Source organism: Pseudomonas tohonis (assembly GCF_012767755.2).
GTDB classification, from domain to species: Bacteria; Pseudomonadota; Gammaproteobacteria; order Pseudomonadales; family Pseudomonadaceae; genus Metapseudomonas; species Metapseudomonas tohonis.
The window spans coordinates 2,707,032-2,726,322 of record NZ_AP023189.1; the positions used below are offsets into that span (position 1 = coordinate 2,707,032).

The window sequence follows — 19,291 nt, forward strand, 5'->3', positions numbered from 1 at the left end:
GCGCGTCAGGAGCACGACGCAGTCGACGGGGTTCAGGTCGGACGGCGGCTGCGGGCCTCGTGGAGGATGCGTTGCAGCTCGGCCACCAGCACCGCCTGGCAGCGCTCCAGCCGGGGTGCGTCGATGCCGGCCTGGCGCAGGGCGTCGCAGGCGCGCATCAGGCCCGGGGCGTCGATGGTGCAGGCGAGGCCCGAGAGGCGGTGGGCGCACTGGGCGATGAGGTCCGGCCGGTTGCTGGCCAGCGGCGTGGCGAGGCGCTGCAGCTCGTCTTCCAGGTTGCGTTCCAGTTCCGCCAGCAGGCGTCCGACCAGGCTTGGGTCGAGGCGCTCCAGGTGGCCGAGGTCGAAGGCCATGGCCGGCACCGGCGGCGCGACGGGGCTGCGCCTGGCGAGGGCGGCGGCCAGGCGCTCCAGGGTCACGGGCTTGACCAGCAGCTCGTCCATGCCCGCCTCGCGGCAGCGCTCCGCTTCGTCGGCCAGGGCGCTGGCGCTGTAGCCGATGATGCGCCGGCGCGCCCGCCCGCTCTCGCCCTCCAGGCGTCGGACTGCGCGGGCCAGCGCGTAGCCGTCCATGCCCGGCATGTTGCAGTCGGTGATCAGCAGGTCGAATTCGTCCTCGGCCCAGGCGGCGAGCGCGCAGGCGCCATCGGTGAGCACGCGGGCGCGGTGGCCGAGGCTGGCCAGCTGCTGCTCCAGCACCAGCGCGTTGATGGACAGGTCGTCGACCACCAGCACTCGCAGGGGCTGGGTGTCGGTGCGGGCCGAGGCGGGCGCGTTGCGGTACGCGGCGGAGGGCGCCGGGCGCCAGTCGAGGGTCATCTCCAGGGTGACGCTGCAGCCCCGGCCGGGCTCGCTTTCCAGGCTGATGCGCCCGCCCATCAGGTGCACCAGCTCGCGGCAGATGTGCAGGCCGAGCCCGGAGCCGCCGTGCAGTTGCGCGACCTCGGCGTCGGCCTGGTGGTAGGGCTCGAAGACCCGTGCCTGCACGCCGCGGGGGATGCCGATGCCGTCGTCGTTCACGCTCAGGGTGAGCAGGCTGCTGGTCGGCCCCGTGTCGCGCAGGCGGCCGGCCAGGCTGACGGTGCCGTGGCCGCTGAACTTGACGGCGTTGGCCAGCAGGTTGTGCAGCACCTGGCGCAGGCGCAGGGGGTCGACGCGGTACAGCCGGTGCGCCGGCAAGGCGCAGTCCAGTTGCAGCGCCAGGCCCTTTTCGCGGGCACGGGCGGCGAACAGCTCCAGGCTCTCGCGCAGCAGCGCGGCCAGGTCCACGGGGCGGGGCGCCAGCTGCATGCGGCCGCTTTCGATGCGGTCGAGGTCGAGGATGTCGCCCACCAGGTCGATCATGGCGTCGGCGGACTGCCGGGCGATGCGCAGGTTTTCCGAACCCGGCCGGGCGCGGCTCTCCAGCTCCAGCAGGCCGACCAGGGCGTTGAGCGGCGTGCGCAGCTCGTGGCTCATGGTGGCGAGGAAACGGCTCTTGGCCGCGCTGGCGTCCAGGGCCTGGCGCTGGGCGTCGCGCAGGCGGGTTTCCAGTTCCTTGCGGTCGCTGATGTCGATCCAGCCGCCGAGTACGCCCAGCAGCTTGCCGCGGGCGCTGTAGAAGGGCACCTGCCACTGGTAGAGGTGGCGCGGGCGGCCGTTTTCCTCGGTGCAGCTGTCGAAGAAGCGCGACTGGCGGCTTTCCAGCACCTCCTGCAGGCGGCTCTCGAGGGCGTCGGCCAGCGCCAGGCACATGCCCTGCTGGCGTGGCGTGGTGCCGCGCATCTCGTCGAGGGAGCTGGCGAAGAATTGCTCGTAGGCCCGGTTGCAACTGCTCAGGCGGCCCTGGAGGTCACGCACGTAGAGGGGCGTCGGCTGGCCGTTGAGCAGCGAGAACTGGAAGGCCAGCTGGTCGCTCAGCTGGCCTTGCGCGGCGCGGCGCTGGTGGATCTGGCGTTGCAGGCGCCAGTTCCACAAAAGCGAGAGGATCACCACCACCGCCACCAGCACCAGCAGGTGCCAGAAGGTCTGCGGCAGGTCGCGCCAGTCGATGTCCGAACGCTCCAGCGTCTCCAGCAGGCTCAGGCCGTCGTCGAGCAGGGTGAGGCCGTAGTCGGGCCCCGGGGAGGCGGTGTCGGCCAGGCCCAGGCAGTTGCCGATGCGCCCCCCTGGGCCGCTCTCGCAGGGGAGGAGGTCGGCGAGGCGCAGCGGGCAGTGCAAGGCCGCTTCGGCGCGGGCGTGGACACCGCCGCCGGCGAGCAGGGCCAGCAGCAGGAGGAGGCGCAGGGAGAAGGTCATGGGCAGTCCTCAGGCCAGGCCGTTTTCCTGGATGTAGAGGTACAGCGCGGCGTTGGTGTCGAGGCCGAGCTTGCGCATGGCGCTGGTCTTCTGCGCGCTGATGGTCTGCTTGCTGCGGCAGAGGCGCTGGGCGATCTCGTTGATGCCCAGGCCGCTGCCGTACAGGCGCAGCACCTCCACCTCGCGCGGGGAGAGTTCGTCGATCTGCGCCAGGGGCTTGCCGTGGGCGGCTTCGCCGAGCTGCATCAGGCGCTGCAGGGAGCCGGAAACGAACGGGCGCCTGGTGCTGGCGCCAAGGGCGCGAGGCAGGTCGGCCAGCAACCCGCGCTTGCTCACCAGGCCCTGGATGCCGAGCTTGAGCAGCGAGGCGGCGAGGGCCGGGTTGTCGAGCATGGTGACGACGATGATCGCCAGTTGCGGGTAGCGACGACGCAGTTGCTCGATCAGCCGCAGGCCGTCCGCCTGGCGGCTGTCCGGCATCATCAGGTCGGTGACCAGCAGCTCGCAGGGGCGGGCGGCGAGCTGTTCGAGCAGGCCGTCGGCGCTGTGGGCCTCGCCGACGATCTGCAGCGAGCTCTCACGGCTCAGCACGGCGCGCAGGCCGATCAGGGTGATGGGGTGGTCGTCGACTATCAGGGTTCGTCTGTGCATCTGCTACCAGGGCTCGCGGAATCGGTACGGCGCACATGGTAGGGATGGCGGGAACGCGGGTATCGCGACCCGCGTGCAGTTCGGTAGGAATCGGATCAATCCGACATTTGTCGTCGGGCGCTTCCCACTGAGTTCCTGAAGTCTTACGGAAAAGCCAGGGGTGTCGGGAAAGGGATGACACCCATGGCTGTAGGCAAGCCGCTACTGGACCTGCTGGCGGGGCGGCTGGATGGCGCTGTCCAGTGCCGCGATCATCGAACCCACCAGGCCCGGTTGCTGCTGCTCGGCGTTCTGCAGGATGGGCGCGAGGCTGGCGATGCGCTCGGCGGCGGGGCCGCTGCCACGGTTGGCGGCGACGGCGAACCAGGTGTACGACTCCAGCTCCGGCTGGGTGGAGGGGTACTCGCCGCTGAGCAGTTTCTCGGCGTAGAGCACCATGGCGTCGAGGTCGCCGGAGAGGGCGGCGAGCTTGGTGGCTTCGGCGGCGGCCTCGTTCTCGGCGGGCTCGGCGTTCAGGGCGATGGCAGTGGCGTCGCGCTCGGCCGGTGCGGCGATGCTCGGCGCCAGGCACGGCAGCGGTTCGTGGGCCTGGGCCACCGAGGTTTCGATCGGCTGGCCCTGCTGCTGGCGCAGGGCGAGCTGGTAGAGCGGGGCGGAGACGCTGTCGCCGGCGTCGCTGGCTACCTTGAGCAGGGCCAGGCCGCGCTGCGGGTCGTTCAGGTAGGGCTCGCAGGTGTTGAGGTAGAGCAGGCTGATTTCACGCAGGGCACGGTCGCTGGTGCGTGCGGCCTTCTCCATCAGGCGGGTGCCGTACTCCACGTCCTGCTGCACCCCGGTGCCGCGCAGGTAGTTCCAGGCCAGCACGCGGCTGGCCTCGGCGCTGCCCAGGGCGTCGGCCTGGCTCAGGTGGTCCAGCGCAGCGGCCTGGTCGGCGGGTACGCCTTCACCGGTCAGGTAGTGGCGGGCCAGCTCGTAGTGGGCTCGGGCGTTGCCGGCATCGGCGGCCTCGTGGAGGCGGGCCAGCAGGGTTTCGGTGTCGCCGATCTCTTCGGCGACCATGGCCTGGGCGAGGATTTCCCGGGCCGGCTCCGGGCGCGGCTCGACGTTGCGCGTGCTGCCTTTCACGTCGTCCGGGTCTTCGGCGACCCACACCATCGGCGCTTCATAGCTGGGCACGCCGTAGACCGGGTTCTCCGGCGGCAGCGGGCGGTTGCGCGTGGCGACGACGGGCTTGGCCTTGAGTGGCTGGAAGCCGGAGCTGCAGCCGGCACAGAGCGCGGCGGCGAGCAGGAGGAGGGCGAAACGCATCTTCATGGGAACGTAGGGAGCCTTGAAACCATTGCGGGAGACGGGTCGGAGGCTGCATAGCATTCCAGAGTGCGGCGCCCGATCCAAGCCGCAGGCGGGAATTGACGGTGCCGTACGTCAGGCTGGCGAAGCGGGCGCCCCCTCCGTAGGAGCGGCTTCAGCCGGGAAAGGCCCGCAGCGGGCAGCGGCGGTGTGGCCGGATGCTCCACCCCGAATGAATTGGCTGTGTGCGTTATGTGTTGCTAGAAGGTTTGGCGAAGCTGATTACCGAGCTTTGCTGATGTTTCTGGTTTCGCCCCCCCGGGCGAGTCCCTTTTCCAATCGCTGGAACGCCAGCCCGGTGAAAAGGAACCAAAAAACTTGCCCCTGCATACGGGTCTGGCTTCGCCAGACTTCCCTCACTCCATCATCGTTTCAGGGGCCCGGCGTAACGGGCCATCCATGGCCCGGTACGCCTCTCGCGACATCCATGTCGCTCAACCCCTGAAACGATGATTACGCTCGGCCTCCTGAAGGGGCGTCTGGCGGCTGCTTCAACATTGATGCTCAGCTTTCTGCATTGATGTGCGCATTACCACTTGGCGCGCGTCGTGGGTGGCGGCTTTCGTAGGATGGCGTAGAGCGAAGCGAAACCCATGCGGTGGGCGTGCCAGGAATCCAGAAAGGCCCTGAAAGCACCGTTCTTGAGCCTTTCGTTGAATCCGCAACAGCTAACGCAGACAGCGCCGATGAATCCGCCCCTACGGGGCCGCCGCGATGACGGGGGAACGCGGCGTCAGGCGCCGAGCATCCCCGCGCGGGTCGAGGGGTTGAGCATCGCCCGCAGGCGCGGGTCTTCGGTGTCGATGGAGACCAGGTCGAGGCCACGCTTGCGCAGTTCCTCTTCCTGCTGGATGGCGGCCAGCTCGGTCATGCGCTGGGCGATCTGCTTCTCGATCTGCTCCTGCTTCTCGGGCGGCATGGCGTCGATGTCTTCCTCGGTCAGGCCCATCTCCTTGAGGATCTTGTCGCGCATCTTCTCGCCGGCGGACTTGTCCATGTAGTCGTGGAATTCCTGGGCGGCGGCGCTGCGGGCGGGCTTGTCGACGCTGGCGGCGGCTGCGCCGGCATCGGCGTAGACGTCATCGGTGGTCTCGTTGCCGGCCGCTGCGGCGGTGCCGCATTGCAGGTTCACGCGCAGGCGGGCGAAGGCTTCGTCGTAGGCGGCGTCGCGTTGCGCGACGGCCTGGTCGACCCTGGGCGCGGCCTTGGCCTGGTTCGGCTGTGGGGTGGCGGTCGGCTGCGTGGTCTGCGAAGGGACCGGTCGGCCGTCGCCGTAACGCACGAGCTTGAGCGTGTGCGTCATGTCCTGCAGCTTGGAGCGGTCGAGGCCACCGAGGCCGGTGCTGAAGAGGCTCATGCTGAATCCATCCCTAGGAAGTCCTTGTGCCCGCTGGCTGAGCAAGGCCTGTGCCAGCGACCGGAACGCCCGTGCCAGGGCCTTGCGCTGCCGGGCGGGCGGGTGCCGGGCGGCAAGCGGTTGCCGCTCGTGCCCGTCGTCTTGCCGCCGGCTTGCCGCAACCTTGTAGACTGCCGGCCGGTTCGCAAACGGAGCGGGAGGGGTATGGACGGTTTATCGCCACTGGCGGCCTACCGGCACGCGGTGGATGACCTGGGGTTCGCGCCGGATGCCGCGCAGCTGCACGCCGCCACCTTGCTGGAGCAGTGCCAGCAGGCCCTGCACGAGGGGGCCGGCGCCATCAGCGGCGTCTACCTCTGGGGCCCGGTCGGGCGCGGCAAGACCTGGCTGCTGGACCGCTTCTACCAGGGACTGCGGGTGCCCGCACGGCGTCTGCACTTCCATCACTTCATGCGCTGGGTGCACCGCCGCCTGTTCGCCCTGACCGGCACCGCCGACCCGCTGCGCGCCCTGGCCCGCGAGTTGGCGCTGGAGGTGCGGGTGCTGTGCTTCGACGAGCTGTTCGTCAGCGACATCGGCGACGCGATCCTCCTCGGCGGCCTGCTGCAGGTGATGTTCGAGGAGGGCGTGGTGCTGGTCGCCACCTCCAACCAGCCGCCGACGCAGCTGTATGCGGACGGTTTCAACCGCCAGCGCTTCATCCCCGCGATCGAGGCGATCGCACGGCACATGCAGGTGGTGGCGGTCGATGGCGGGCAGGACCACCGCCTGCACCCCGGCGCCGCGCAGCCGCGCTACTGGGTGATCGAGCCGGGCCGCCCGAGCGTGCTGGCGGCGGTGTTCGCCGAGCTGGACGACGGCGCCGCGAGCCACGATCGCCCGTTGCATTTGGGTCATCGCGACATCGCCGTGCACCGCCAGGGCCCGGTGGCGCTCTGGTGCGACTATGCCGCGCTCTGCGAGGCGCCGCTGGCCGCCCTGGACTTCATCGCTCTGTGCGACCGCTTCGGCGCCATCCTCCTCGGCGCCGTGCCGCGCCTGGGGGCCGCGCGCCGCGAAGGGCGCATCGCCCGGGGCACCGAGGACGGCGCCGAGCGCGTGGCCGCCGGTGATCGCCAGCTGCCGCAGCTCTCGCCGCTGGACGATGGCGTGCGTCGCTTCATCGCCCTGGTGGATGAGTGCTACGACCGCCGCGTGCCCCTCTACATCGAGGCCGAGGTGCCGCTGGAGCAGCTCTACACCGAGGGTTGGCTGGAATTCCCCTTCCGCCGCACCCTGAGCCGCCTGCGCGAGATGCAACTGGCGCGTTTCGGCCGCGCCTGAGCCCGGCGCGCACGATGGGCGGTCCTTGAGGGGGCGCCGGCGCGGCCGCATATTGGCCGGCATGAAGCCGACTTCCCCCACTGCCGACATCGCCCTGGCCGATTTCCAGCCGGCCGTGCGCGCCTGGTTCACCGGGCGCTTCGCCGCACCCACCCCGGCCCAGGCCGAGGCCTGGCCGGCCATCCGCGCCGGTCGCTCGACCCTGGTGGCCGCGCCCACCGGCTCCGGCAAGACGCTCACCGCCTTCCTCGCCGCCATCGACGAGCTGGTGGAGCAGGGCCTCGCCGAGGGCGGGCTGCCGGATGCCTGCTTCGTGGTCTACGTGTCGCCGCTCAAGGCGCTGTCCAACGACATCCGCATCAACCTCGACGAGCCCCTGGCCGGCATCCGCGCCGAGCTGCAGCGCCAGGGCCTGGGCGAGGTGGCCATCCGCACCGCGGTGCGCACCGGCGATACGCCCCAGGCCGAGCGCGACGCCATGCGCAAGCGCGCGCCGCACATCCTGGTGACCACGCCGGAATCCCTCTACGTGCTGCTCGGCTCCGAGTCCGGCCGCGCCATGCTCGGCAGCTGCCGCAGCCTGATCGTCGACGAGATCCATGCCATCGCCGGCAGCAAGCGCGGCAGCCACCTGGCGCTGAGCATGGAGCGCCTGGAAAGCCTGTGCGGGCGGCCGTTGCAGCGCATCGGCCTGTCTGCCACGCAGAAGCCCATCGAGGCGGTGGCGCGCTTCCTCGGCGGCACGCCTCGAGCGGGCGAGCCCCGCGACTGCCTGATCGTCGACGTCGGCTACAGCCGCGAGCGCGACCTGGCCATCGAGGTGCCGCCGCTGCCGCTGGAGGCGGTGATGAGCAACGATGCCTGGGAGACCGTCTACGACCGCCTTGCCCGACTGGTGGCCGAGCACCGCACCACGCTGGTCTTCGTCAACACCCGGCGCCTGGCCGAGCGTGCCGCGCGGCACCTTTCCGAGCGCCTGGGCGAGGCCGCCGTCGCCGCCCACCACGGCAGCCTGGCCCGCGAGCTGCGCCTGGATGCCGAGCAGCGCCTGAAGCGTGGCGAGCTGCGGGTGCTGGTGGCCACCGCCTCCCTGGAGCTGGGCATCGACATCGGCGATGTCGAGCTGGTCTGCCAGCTGGGTTCGCCGCGCAGCATCGCTGCCTTCCTGCAACGCGTGGGGCGCTCCGGGCACAGCGTCGGCGGCACGCCTAAGGGGCGGCTGTTCCCCCAGTCGCGGGACGACCTGGTCGAATGCGCGGCGCTGCTCGACTGCGTGCGCCGGGGCGAGCTGGACAGCCTGGTGATCCCGCGCCAGCCGCTGGACGTGCTGGCCCAGCAGATCGTCGCCGAGGTGGCCAACCAGGAGTGGGGCGAGGACGAGCTGTTCGCCCTGATGACCCGTGCCGCGCCCTATGCCGAACTGCCCCGGGCGAGCTACGACGCCGTGCTGCGCATGCTCGGCGAGGGCTACAACGGCCGCAACGGCGTGCGCGGCGCCTACCTGCACCGCGATGCGGTCAACCGCCGCCTGCGCGGCCGGCGTTCGGCGCGGCTGGTGGCGCTGACCTCCGGCGGCACCATTCCCGATGCCGGTGACTACAACGTGCTGCTCGAACCCCAGGGCATGCAGGTGGGCACGGTGCACGAGGACTTCGCCGTGGAGAGCATCGCCGGCGACGTGTTCCAGCTGGGCAACCAGTCGTACCGCATCGTACGCGTGGAGCCGGGGCGGGTGCGGGTGGAAGACGCCCGTGGCCAGCCGCCGAGCATTCCCTTCTGGCTCGGCGAGGCGCCGGGCCGCAGCGACGAGCTGTCCGCCGGGGTCTCGCGCCTGCGCGGGGAGATCGAGCGCCTGCTGGCCGCCGCCGACGGCGATCTGCAGCCGGCCATCGACTGGCTGACGGGCGAGTTGGGCCTGGGCGAGGCCGCCGCCCGCCAGATGGTCGAGTACCTGGCCCGCGCCCGGGCCGCCCTGGGGCACCTGCCGACCCGCGACTGCCTGGTGATGGAGCGTTTCTTCGACGAGTCCGGCGGCATGCAACTGATCATCCACTCGCCCCTGGGCAGCCGGGTCAACCGCGCCTGGGGCCTGGCGCTGCGCAAACGCTTCTGCCGCAACTTCAATTTCGAACTGCAGGCCGCCGCCACCGAGGACGCCCTGGTGCTGTCGCTGTCCACCAGCCACAGCTTCCCGCTGGACGAAGTGTGGCGCTACCTGCATTCCAGCAGCGCCGAGCAGGTGCTGATCCAGGCGCTGCTGGACGCGCCGCTGTTCGGCGTGCGCTGGCGCTGGAACGCCACCAGCGCCCTGGCCCTGCCGCGTGCCTCGGGCGGGCGCAAGGTGGCGCCGCAGCTGCAGCGCATGCGCAGCGAGGACCTGCTGGCCAGCGTCTTCCCCGACCAGGTGGCCTGCCAGGAGAACCTGGTGGGCGAGCGCGAGGTGCCGGACCACCCGCTGGTGGCACAGACCCTCGACGACTGCCTGCACGAGGCCATGGACGCCGAGGCCTGGCTCGACCTGCTGCGGCGCATGGAGAGCGGTGCCGTGGAACGGGTGGCCCGCGACCTGCCGGCGCCCTCGGCGCTGGCGGCGGAGATCCTCGGTGCGCGGCCCTATGCCTTCCTCGACGACGCACCGCTGGAGGAACGCCGCACCCAGGCCGTGCAGAACCGCCGCTGGACCGACCCCGAGTCCAGCGACGACCTCGGTGCCCTGGACGCCGAGGCCATCGCCGCCGTCGCCGAGGAGGCCTGGCCCCAGGTGCGCGATGCCGACGAGATGCACGAGGCGCTGCTGGCGCTGGGCTGCGTCACCCCGGCGGAGGTGGAGGCCAACAGCGGTTGGGCGGGCTGGTTGACGCAACTGGGCCGGGCGCGTCGTGCCGCCTGCCTGCACCTGGAGGACCGTCCCGCATTCTGGCTGGCCGCCGAGCGCCTGCCGCCGTTGCTGGCCCTGCACCCGCTGGGCTCGCTTGAGCCGGCGATCACCGCGCCGGCCGGGTTCGACACCTGCTGGGAAGCGGAGGCCGCCTTGCTGGAACTGGTGCGCTCGCGCCTGGGCGGCTTCGGCCCGCTGACCCTGGCGCGCATCGCCGCCGACCTGCGCCAGGCGCCGGGCGACATCGCCTTCGCCCTGGCCGCGCTGGAGCGTGAAGGGCACGTGCTGCGGGGCCGCTTCAGCCCCGGTGCGCGGGAGGAGGAGTGGTGCGAACGGCACCTGCTGGCGCGCATCCATCGCTACACCGTCAAGCGCCTGCGGCGGGAGATCGAGCCGGTGGAGCGGGCGGACTTCATGCGCTTCCTCTGCGACTGGCAGCACCTCTCCAGTGCCACCCGCATGCGCGGTGCCGAGGCACTGGCCGGCGTGCTCGGCCTTCTGGAAGGCTTCCAGGCCGCTGCCGGTGCCTGGGAAGGCGAGTTGCTGCCGGCCCGCGTCGCCGACTACGGCATCAACTGGCTGGACGACCTGTGCCGTTCCGGGCGCATCGCCTGGAGTCGTCTCGCCGCCCCGGCACGGGCCGCCGGCGGCCCGTTGCGCAGCACGCCGATCCTGCTGCTGCCGCGCAAGAGCCAGGGGCTCTGGCGTGCCTGCGTGGGCACGGCGGTGGTCGCCGAGCCCTCGCCCCGAGCCGAGCGGGTGCGCGAGGTATTGGCAGGGCAGGGCGCCCTGTTCTTCGACGAGTTGCTGGAGGAGACCCGCCTGCTGCGCAGCGAACTGGAGGATTGCCTCGGCGAACTGGTGGCCCTGGGCCTGGCCAGTGCCGACAGCTTCGCCGGCCTGCGCTCGTTGCTGATGCCCGCCGCCCGGCGCAGCCGCACCGACCGCCGCGCGCGCCTGGCGCTGGCCAGCATGCAGGACGCCGGGCGCTGGTCGCTGCTGCGTGGGCGCGGTGAGGAGGGCCGTCCCGGCCAGGTGCCGGCCGACGCCCTGGAACATGTCGCCCGGACCCTGCTGCGCCGCTATGGCGTGGTCTGCTGGCGCCTGCTGGAACGCGAGGCGGACTGGCTGCCGAGCTGGCGCGAGCTGCTGCGCGTCTATCACCGCCTGGAAGCGCGCGGGGAGATTCGTGGCGGGCGCTTCGTCGCTGGCGTGGCGGGCGAGCAGTTCGCCCTGCCCGAAGCCGTCGGCCTGCTGCGCGAGGTGCGCAAACGGCCGCTGTCGGGGGAGCTGGTCAGCCTCTCCGCCTGCGACCCGCTGAACCTGCAGGGCACCTTGCTGCCCGGCGCCAAGGTGCCCGCCGTTGCCGGCAACCGCCTGCTGCTGCGCGATGGCGTGCCGGTGGCGACCCTGGTGGCCGGCAAGTTCGCCCTGCTGCAGGAGGCCGACGGCTTCACCGCCAGCCAGTGGCAGGCCGCGCTGATCCGCCAGCCGACCGCCAGCGCCCTGCAGGGCCATGGCGCCCGGCGGATGACGATGCGGCCCTGATCGTTGTTCTTTCCCTGTGGGAGCGGCTTCAGCCGCGAAAAGACCCGAAGCCGGCACCAGGCTGCGAGCGGGTCGCTGCTCCATCGCGAATGAGTTCGCTCCCACGGGGAGTCTCAGGGGAGCCGCGTAGGCTGGCGCCGGCAGGCAGCCCTTGTGGGTGCGGCTTCAGCCGCGAAAAGACTGAGGCCGGCACCAGGCTGCGAGTGGGTCGGGCGCTCCATCGCGAATGAATTCGCTCCCACGGAGGGGCTCTGCGGAGCTGCGTAGGTTGGCGCCGGCAGGCGGCCCTTGTGGGAGCGGCTTCAGCCGCGAAAAGACCGAGGCTGGCACAAGGCTGCGAGCGGGTTGGGCGCTCCATCGCGAATGAATTCGCTCCCACGGGGAGTCTCAGCGGGCCTGCGTAGGCTGGCGCCGGCAGGCCGCCCCTGTGGGAGCGGCTTCAGCCGCGAAAAGACCGAGGCCGGCACCAGGCTGCGAGCGGGTCGGGCGCTCCATCGCGAATGATTTCGCTCCCACGGGGAGTCTCAGGGGAGCTGCGTAGGTTGACGCCGGCAGGCGGCCCCTGTGGGAGCGGCTTCAGCCGCGAAAAGACTGAGGCCGGCACCAGGCTGCGAGCGGGTCGGTGCTCCATCGCGAATGAATTCGCTCCCACGGGGGAGTCTCAGGGGAGCCGCGTAGGTTGGCGCCGGTAGGCGGCCCTTGTGGGAGCGGCTTCAGCCGCGAAAAGACTTAGGCCGGCACCAGGCTGCGAGCGGGTCGGGTGCTCCATCGCGAATGATTTCGCTCCCACGGGCTCTCGCTATCGGACAGGCGCCAATGTTTCGTCTTGGCTTATTCGGAATTTTCATCGAGGTTTTTCAGAAGTTACCGCTTGATCCGGGCCTGATCTTTTCCGGCGGCAGCTATGCTCCTTCTGGGCTCGTTCGAGGAGTAAGAGAGCAATGGATTTCTTCGCCACCCCCGCTTCGCCCCCGTCACCGTCTCCTGCCAGCCGGCCCGTGCCGCCCTGGTGCGTGCTGGTGGTCGACGACGACCCGGAGGTCCACGCCGTGACGCGCCTGGCGTTGCGCGGCTTCGAGTTCCAGCAGCGACCGCTGGAGCTGCTTTCGGCCTACTCGGCGGCGCAGGCGCAGGAACTCTTCCGCCAGCGCGACGACATCGCCCTGGCCCTGGTGGACGTGGTGATGGAGTCCGAGCACGCCGGGCTGGACCTGGTGCGCTACCTGCGCGAGGACTGCGGCAACCGCATGACGCGCCTGGTGCTGCGCACCGGCCAGGCCGGGCAGGCGCCGGAAGACCAGGTGATCCGCGAGTACGAGGTGGACGACTACAAGGAGAAGACCGAGCTCACCACCCAGAAGCTGCGCACCCTGCTGTATTCCATGCTCCGCGCCTACCGTGACCTTGGGGTGATCGACGCCCAGCGCAAGGGCCTGAGCAATGTGCTGGAGGCCTGCGCCCAGGTGCAGAGCGCCGCCACGCTGAAGCTGTTCTCCTCCACGGTGCTGGAGCAACTGACCTCGCTGCTGTGCCTGGGGGATTCCGCGCTCTACTGCCTGATCCGCACCGACGACCACGAGCCGCAGACCCGCACCCTGGCGGCCACCGGCGAGTTCGTCCACTACGAGGCGAACGCGGCGCTCGACAACCTGCCGGCCGAGGTGGCCCGTCGCTTCGACCAGGTGCTGGCGCAGGGTGCCTCGCAGCATTTCGACGACGCCTACGTGCTGTTCCGGCGCAACGATCGCGGCGTCGCCAGCCTGCTCTACGTCACCCACATCGAGCCGCTCAGCACGCTGGACCGGCAGCTGCTGGAAATCTACGTGCGCAGCGTGGCGATCACCTTCGAGAACATCCACCTGATGGAGGACCTGCAGGCCACCTCCAAGGAGCTGGTCTACACCCTGGCCAACGCCGTGGAGGCCCGCAGCAAGGAGACCGGCGCCCATGTGCAGCGGGTGGCGCTGTTCAGCGAACTGCTGGCGCGCCTGCACGGCCTGCCCGAGCGCGAGGTGCAGCTCATCCAGCACGCATCGCCCCTGCATGACATCGGCAAGGTGGCGATCCCCGACGCCATCCTGCACAAGCCCGGCAAGCTGGACGATGAGGAGTGGGCGCTGATGAAGAAGCACGTCGACTACGGCGTGGCCATCCTCCAGCGCTCGCGCCGCGAGCTGATGCGCGTCGGCGCGCAGATCGCCGGCAGCCACCACGAGCGCTGGGACGGCCGCGGCTACCCGGGCGGGCTGGCGGGCGATGCGATCCCCCTGTGCGGGCGCATCGTCGCCCTGGCGGATGTGTTCGATGCCCTGGGGTCCAGGCGCAGCTACAAGGAACCCTGGACGCCAGAGCAGGTGCTGGAGCTGGTCCGTTCCGAGCGGGGCGCCCATTTCGACCCGCACCTGGTCGACCTGCTGGTGGCCCATCACGACGAATTCCTGGCCATCCGCGAGCGCTACCCGGACGAGCCGCACCCATGAATGCGGCGCCGGCGCGCATCGGTCGCAGCCTGTCCTCCAGCCTGGTCCGCATCAACCTCCTGTGCGCCTGCCTGCTCGGGCTGGCGATCAGCGTGGTGCAGGTCGGCCTCGACTACTACCGCGCCCGCGAACAGCCGGAGGAGGACATGCAGGCGCTGTTCAGCCTGGTGCGCGAGCCGGTCACGGCCGTGGTGTTCAGCCTCGACCCGCGCACCGCCGGCGACCTGCTCAGCGGCATGCTCAAGCAGCCGGCGCTGGCCTCGGCGCGCATCCTCCTGCCCGAGGGGCGGGTCTTCGCCGAGCACAGCCGCGAGCTGCGCGAGCAGGGCGGGCGACGCCTCAATGACCTGCTGTTCGGCGCCACCCGCCACTACGCCTGGCCGTTGCAGGCGGACCTGCCCGGCGCCGGCCAGCGCGAGGAGCTGGGCACGTTGCAGGTGGAGGTGGACACCTACCGCTACGGGCACGACTTCCTCGACCGCGCCTGGGTGACCCTGCTGAGCAGCCTGTTCTATGCGCTGGCGATCTCCGCCATCCTGCTGCTGGTGTTCTACCTGCGGGTGACCCGGCCGCTGCGCAGCCTGATCCTGTCCATCGCCCGGGTGGATATAGACGCCCCGGAAGACACCCGCCTGCGGGAGCCCGCCGGCCACGCCGACAGCGAGATCGGCGTGCTGGTGCGCTCGACCAACCAGCACCTGCAGGCCCTCGGCGACAACCTGCGCCAGGTGCGCGAGGCCGAGGGGCGCTTGCAGTTCCATTCCGAGCAGCTCGAATCCACGGTCGCCGAGCGCACCCGCGAGCTGTCGCGCAGCGTGCAGCAGCTGCAGGCGGCGCAGCGGCAGCTGATCGAGTCGGAGAAGCTGGCGGCCCTGGGCGGGCTGGTGGCCGGGGTGGCCCACGAGGTGAACACGCCCCTGGGCATCGCGGTGACCGCCTCCTCGGTGCTGTCCGAGGCGCTGGCGGACCTGCGCACGCAGTTCCAGGCGCAGACCCTGACCAGCGAGAGTTTCCAGGCGCTGCTGGAGCTGGCCCAGGACAGCAACGCCATGCTGGCCAGCAACATCGCGCGGGCAGCCAAGCTGATCAGCGACTTCAAGCAGACGGCCGTGGACCAGGTGTCCGAGGCGCGGTGCGAGTTCGAGGTGCAGCAGGCGCTGGATGCACTGATCGCCAGCCTGCACCCGGAGACGCGCAAGGTGCCGGTGACCGTGGAGCTGGACTGCGAGAGCGGCCTGCACATGCGCAGCCTGCCGGGGGTGCTGACCCAGGTGGTGGCCAACCTGATCATCAACAGCGTGCGCCATGCCTTCGCCGACACCCCCGAGGCACGCATCACGCTGCGCATACGCAGCCAGGGGGAGGGCGTGGAGCTGGACTATCGTGACAATGGCTGCGGTGTGCCGGCGGCGTTGCACGAGCGGATCTTCGAGCCCTTCTTCACCACACGCCGCGGCATGGGGGGCACGGGGCTGGGGCTGAACATCGTCTACAACCTGGTCACCCGCAAGCTCCAGGGGCGCCTGGAATTCCACTCCGAAGAAGGTGCCGGGGTGCATTTCCTGCTCTGGTTGCCACGCCGGCTGGAGTCCGCCGAGCCGGCCTGAAACGTATCTGTCATCCGGAGGGAACCCGATGAAATCGACGGCTGTCGTGGTGCTGCTGGCCTGGCTGCTGCCGGGGCTCGCCTGCGCCGAACGCGTGACCCTCGCCGCCGAGGACGACTGGGCACCCTATTCGGTCATCGGCCAGGACGGCTCCTCGCCGGAGGGCTTTGCCGTCGACCTGGTGCGCGCCGCCTTCGCCACCCAGGGCGTGGAGGTGGATTTTCTCACCGTGCCCTTTTCCCGCTGCCTGTTCTACGCCCAGGGCACGCGGGCGGTGGGCTGCTTCGACGTGACCATCACCGAGGCCAATCGCGAGCAGTACATCTGGCACCCGACGCCCCTGTTCGAGGAGGGCCTGGCGATCTTCGGCCGTGCCGATGATCCGCACACCGGCATGGGCGCCAAGGACCTGGCCGGCAAGCTGGTGGGCATCACCAACGGCTACACCTACCCGACCTCCTTCATGGAGGACCCGGCCATCCGCCGCCACAGCGCCAACTCCGACAGCCAGCTGCTGCAGATGCTGGTGGCCGGGCGCCTGGACTACATCCTGCTCAACACCATGCCCGGCTACATGCGCATCGAGCAGGACCCCCACCTGCGCGGCAAGGTGAAACTCACCGGGGTGCTGCAGACCGATGGCTTCTGGGTGGCGTTCTCCAAGGCCCATCCCGACGGCGCGCGCATGGCCCGGCTTTTCGAGAAGGGCCTGCAGGCGCTGCACAAGAACGGACGCTACGCGAGCATGACGGCGGAGTTCCGCAAGCGTTACGGGCAGTAGGACCCGTTCAGTGGGCCCCCGCGTTCGCGGGGGTGACGGGGTAGCCCACTACCGCGTCGCGGCCGGTTCCTCGTGGGAGCGGCTTCAGCCGCGAAAGACCCGCCGCCGGCACGAGGTGGCGAGCGGCCCGACATTGCATCGCCGATGAAATCGCTCCCACGGCGTGTGGGCGTCGGGTGGGGGATTTCGTGGTGGCTGCGGGCTCGCTAGACTGGCGGCTCCTTCCCGCTTCGATGGCCGACTCCATGGCACTGCACACCTGGCTGATCTACCTGCTGGCCGTTCTCGGGCTTTCGCTCACGCCCGGGCCGAATGCCTTGCTGGCGCTGTCCCACGGGGCGTTGCACGGGCACCGTCGGACGCTGTTCACCATCGCCGGGGGCGCGTTGGGGTTCGTGCTGATCATGGCGCTGTCGATGTTCGGCATCGGCGCGCTGCTCAAGGCGTCGGCCGAGGCGCTGACGGTGCTGAAGATCGCCGGCGGCCTGTACCTGATCTGGCTCGGCATCCAGCTCTGGCGTTCGCCGCCGGTGCAGGTCTCGACCGCCGGTGAAGCCGGGCGCCGCAGCGGCGCCAGCCTGTTCCGCCAGGGGATGCTGTCGGCGGTCTCGAACCCCAAGGTGATCCTGTTCTTCGGCGCCTTCCTTTCGCAGTTCCTCGACCCGGGCAAGCCCCTGTGGCTGCAGTTTCTGGTGATGACCCTGACCTTCGTGGGGATCGAGGCGCTGGTGGAGTACCTGCTGGCACGCCTGGCCCACCGCGTGCGGCCCTGGCTCGCGCGCAGCGGCAAGGGCTTCAACCGCTGCTGCGGCGCGCTGTTCGGCGCTGCAGGCCTGGCCCTGCCGCTGACCCGCTGAGTTCAGCCGGTCCGGGCGGACGGGTCGGCCGGCTGGCCGTGGCGGCGGGGCAGTACCGGCTTCTGCAGCAGCCCCCTGACCCGTGAGGCGAGGGACTCGATGGCGAAGGGCTTGGACAGCACTTCCATGCCCGGCTCCAGCTGCTCGTTGTCGAACAGGCTGTTCTGCGCGTAGCCGGTGATGAACAGCACGCGCAGGTCCGGGCGCAGGCGCCGGGCGATCCGCGCCATCTCCTTGCCATTCATGCCGCCGGGCAGGCCGACATCGGCCAGCAACAGGTCGATGCGCTGCTCGCCTTCGAGCAGCGTCAGTCCGGACGCGCCGTCCAACGCCTCCAGCACCTTGTAGCCCAGGTCGCGCAGCACTTCGCCGATGAGCATGCGCAGCGGCGCTTCGTCGTCCACCACCAGCACGGTGGCCTGGCGTTCGGCGCGGGGCGCGGCTTCCGGCTGGGCAGGGCGTTCGAGGCGCTCCTCGCCGTGGTGGCGCGGCAGGTGGATGGACAGGCTGGTGCCCTGGCCGAGCCGCGAGGCGATCTGCACGCTGCCGCCGGACTGCTTGGCGAAGCCGTAGACCATCGACAGGCCGAGGCCGGTGCCCTGGCCGGAGGGCTTGGTGGTGAAGAAGGGGTCGAAGACCCGGGCGATCACGTCGTCCGCCATACCGGTGCCGGTGTCGGTGACGTACAGGGTCATGTACTCGCCCGGTGGCAGGCCGTGTTCGTCGGCACGGGCGCCGTCCAGGCGCTGGTTGCAGGTGCCGATGCACAGCTTGCCGCCGCCGGGCATGGCGTCGCGGGCGTTGATGCAGACATTGAGCAGGGCGCTTTCCAGCTGGTTGGGGTCGACCAGTACCGTCCACAGTTCGGGGCCGCTGAGCACCTCCACTTCGATCATCGGGCCCATGGTGCGGCTGATCAGTTCCTGCATGCCGGCCACCAGGCGGTTGACGCTGGTGGGCTTGGGGTCGAGGGCCTGGCGGCGGGAGAAGGCCAGCAGGCGGTGGGTGAGGGTGGCGGCGCGTTCGGCAGCGGTGCGCGCGGTGGAGATGTAGCGGTCCAGGTCGGCGGTGCGGCCCTGGTTGATGCGCAGCTTGAGCAGCTCCAGGCTGCCGCTGATGCCCGCCAGCAGGTTGTTGAAGTCATGGGCGAGGCCGCCGGTGAGCTGGCCCACGGCTTCCATCTTCTGGCTCTGGCGCAGCAGTTCCTCGGTCTGGTGCAGGGTCTCGGCGCGCTCGCGTTCCTGGGTGATGTCGCGGCCGATGGCGCAGATATGGCCCTCGCCGGGGCTGGAGGACCAGTTGATCCAGCGGTAGCTGCCGTCCTTGTGGCGCATGCGGCACTCGAAGTCGCGCAGGGATTCGCCCTGCATCAGGCTGTGGGAGGCGCCCCAGGCACGGTTGAGGTCCTCGCTGTGCACCAGGTCGAGGGAGCTGGTGCCCACCAGCTCCTTCTCGGTCCAGCCGAGCACCGGTTCCAGGGCCGGGTTGGCGGCGGTGATGACCATGTCCAGGCGGGTGATCAGCATCACGTCCGGTGACAGGTTCCACAGGCGGTTGCGGTCGCGGGTGCGCTCGGCCACCTGGCGCTCCAGGGAGTTGGTGAGCTGGCGCAGCTGCTGCTGGGCGAGGCGCTCGGCGGTGGTCTCGATCACCGTGTCGAGCACGCCGACCACCTGGCCGGCCTCGTCGCGCACCGGGCTGTAGCAGAAGGTGAAGTGGCAGCGCTCGCTGCGCCCGTTGCGGTCGATCTCCAGGGGGAAGTCCTGGATGAAGGTGGCTTCCCCGGCGAAGGCGCGGTCGGCGATGGGGCCGATGCTGGGCCAGGCCTCCCGCCAGACGTCGTCGAAGGGGCGACCCAGGGCTTCGGGCTTGGCACCGAGGATGGGCCTGAAGGCGTCGTTGTACAGGGTGATGCGTGCGGGGCCCCAGAAGAGACAGCTGGGAAAGTGCGAGGCGAGCATCATTTCGACCGCCACCCGCAGGCTGGTCGACCAGCCGCTGATGGGGCCCAGGGGCGTCCGTGCCCAATCGTGACCGCGTACCCGCCGGCTCATGAAGCCGGGGGCTGCGGGGAAGGAGTAAGCGTCCATGTCAGTATCCATCGGAGCGAGCATGCAATATCGGTCAAGACGGGCCGATTGGCCACTGCGCCGGGCGATAAAAACGCCCACTGGCGCACAGCC

Annotated in this window: 11 protein-coding genes; 6 read left to right on the forward strand and 5 right to left on the reverse strand. The window is 70.4% G+C overall.

The genetic code is table 11. The annotated features are described in order from the left end of the window. Positions 1 to 32: 32 nt before the first annotated feature. From HSX14_RS12455 to HSX14_RS12470, 4 genes are all read right to left on the reverse strand, one after another. Positions 33 to 2,276: an ATP-binding protein gene (locus HSX14_RS12455; RefSeq protein WP_175384253.1), complete on the reverse strand. Its 2,244-nt coding sequence runs from the start codon at positions 2,274 to 2,276 to the stop codon at positions 33 to 35. Positions 2,277 to 2,285: 9 nt separating this feature from the next. Next, complete coding sequence (locus HSX14_RS12460) at positions 2,286 to 2,927, reverse strand: response regulator (RefSeq protein ID WP_173179736.1); 642 nt, start codon at positions 2,925 to 2,927, stop codon at positions 2,286 to 2,288. A 201-nt stretch (positions 2,928 to 3,128) separates the two neighbouring features. Further along, a complete protein-coding gene (locus HSX14_RS12465) occupies positions 3,129 to 4,241 on the reverse strand; it encodes a tetratricopeptide repeat protein (protein ID WP_173179734.1) in 1,113 nt (370 codons plus the stop codon). 769 nt (positions 4,242 to 5,010) lie between these two features. Then, positions 5,011 to 5,634 (reverse strand): hypothetical protein, encoded by a 624-nt coding sequence (locus tag HSX14_RS12470; RefSeq protein ID WP_173174538.1) that lies wholly within the window; start codon positions 5,632 to 5,634, stop codon positions 5,011 to 5,013. A gap of 204 nt (positions 5,635 to 5,838) precedes the next feature. Between HSX14_RS12470 and zapE the strand changes: the two genes are divergently transcribed. From zapE to HSX14_RS12500, 6 genes are all read left to right on the forward strand, one after another. Beyond that, positions 5,839 to 6,957, forward strand: a complete 1,119-nt coding sequence (gene zapE, locus HSX14_RS12475; protein WP_173174536.1) for a cell division protein ZapE — start codon at positions 5,839 to 5,841, stop codon at positions 6,955 to 6,957. A gap of 61 nt (positions 6,958 to 7,018) precedes the next feature. Beyond that, on the forward strand, positions 7,019 to 11,383 hold the full coding sequence (locus tag HSX14_RS12480) for a DEAD/DEAH box helicase (protein ID WP_173174534.1): 4,365 nt from the start codon (positions 7,019 to 7,021) through the stop codon (positions 11,381 to 11,383). Between the two features lie 941 nt (positions 11,384 to 12,324). Next, positions 12,325 to 13,863 carry a DUF3369 domain-containing protein gene (locus HSX14_RS12485; protein WP_173174532.1) on the forward strand — a complete coding sequence of 513 codons (1,539 nt, stop codon included), beginning with the start codon at positions 12,325 to 12,327 and terminating at the stop codon, positions 13,861 to 13,863. Then, on the forward strand, positions 13,860 to 15,470 hold the full coding sequence (locus HSX14_RS12490; RefSeq protein WP_173174530.1) for an ATP-binding protein: 1,611 nt from the start codon (positions 13,860 to 13,862) through the stop codon (positions 15,468 to 15,470). Before HSX14_RS12485 ends, HSX14_RS12490 begins: the two co-directional genes overlap by 4 nt. Positions 15,471 to 15,498: 28 nt before the next feature. Continuing rightward, positions 15,499 to 16,251, forward strand: a complete 753-nt coding sequence (locus tag HSX14_RS12495) for a substrate-binding periplasmic protein (protein WP_173174528.1) — start codon at positions 15,499 to 15,501, stop codon at positions 16,249 to 16,251. Between the two features lie 245 nt (positions 16,252 to 16,496). Next, complete coding sequence (locus tag HSX14_RS12500) at positions 16,497 to 17,108, forward strand: LysE family translocator (RefSeq protein ID WP_173174526.1); 612 nt, start codon at positions 16,497 to 16,499, stop codon at positions 17,106 to 17,108. Between the two features lie 2 nt (positions 17,109 to 17,110). Here HSX14_RS12500 and HSX14_RS12505 read toward each other — a convergent pair whose 3' ends face one another. After that, positions 17,111 to 19,222: a hybrid sensor histidine kinase/response regulator gene (locus HSX14_RS12505; RefSeq protein ID WP_373874661.1), complete on the reverse strand. Its 2,112-nt coding sequence runs from the start codon at positions 19,220 to 19,222 to the stop codon at positions 17,111 to 17,113. Positions 19,223 to 19,291: the final 69 nt, after the last annotated feature.

Coding starts and splice junctions, on each gene's coding strand:
- HSX14_RS12455 (WP_175384253.1), bottom strand. CDS start 2,276: ATGACCTTCTCCCTGCGCCTCCTCCTGCTGCTGGCCCTGCTCGCCGGC.
- HSX14_RS12460 (WP_173179736.1), bottom strand. CDS start 2,927: ATGCACAGACGAACCCTGATAGTCGACGACCACCCCATCACCCTGATC.
- HSX14_RS12465 (WP_173179734.1), bottom strand. CDS start 4,241: ATGAAGATGCGTTTCGCCCTCCTCCTGCTCGCCGCCGCGCTCTGTGCC.
- HSX14_RS12470 (WP_173174538.1), bottom strand. CDS start 5,634: ATGAGCCTCTTCAGCACCGGCCTCGGTGGCCTCGACCGCTCCAAGCTG.
- zapE (WP_173174536.1), top strand. CDS start 5,839: ATGGACGGTTTATCGCCACTGGCGGCCTACCGGCACGCGGTGGATGAC.
- HSX14_RS12480 (WP_173174534.1), top strand. CDS start 7,019: ATGAAGCCGACTTCCCCCACTGCCGACATCGCCCTGGCCGATTTCCAG.
- HSX14_RS12485 (WP_173174532.1), top strand. CDS start 12,325: ATGGATTTCTTCGCCACCCCCGCTTCGCCCCCGTCACCGTCTCCTGCC.
- HSX14_RS12490 (WP_173174530.1), top strand. CDS start 13,860: ATGAATGCGGCGCCGGCGCGCATCGGTCGCAGCCTGTCCTCCAGCCTG.
- HSX14_RS12495 (WP_173174528.1), top strand. CDS start 15,499: ATGAAATCGACGGCTGTCGTGGTGCTGCTGGCCTGGCTGCTGCCGGGG.
- HSX14_RS12500 (WP_173174526.1), top strand. CDS start 16,497: ATGGCACTGCACACCTGGCTGATCTACCTGCTGGCCGTTCTCGGGCTT.
- HSX14_RS12505 (WP_373874661.1), bottom strand. CDS start 19,222: ATGCTCGCTCCGATGGATACTGACATGGACGCTTACTCCTTCCCCGCA.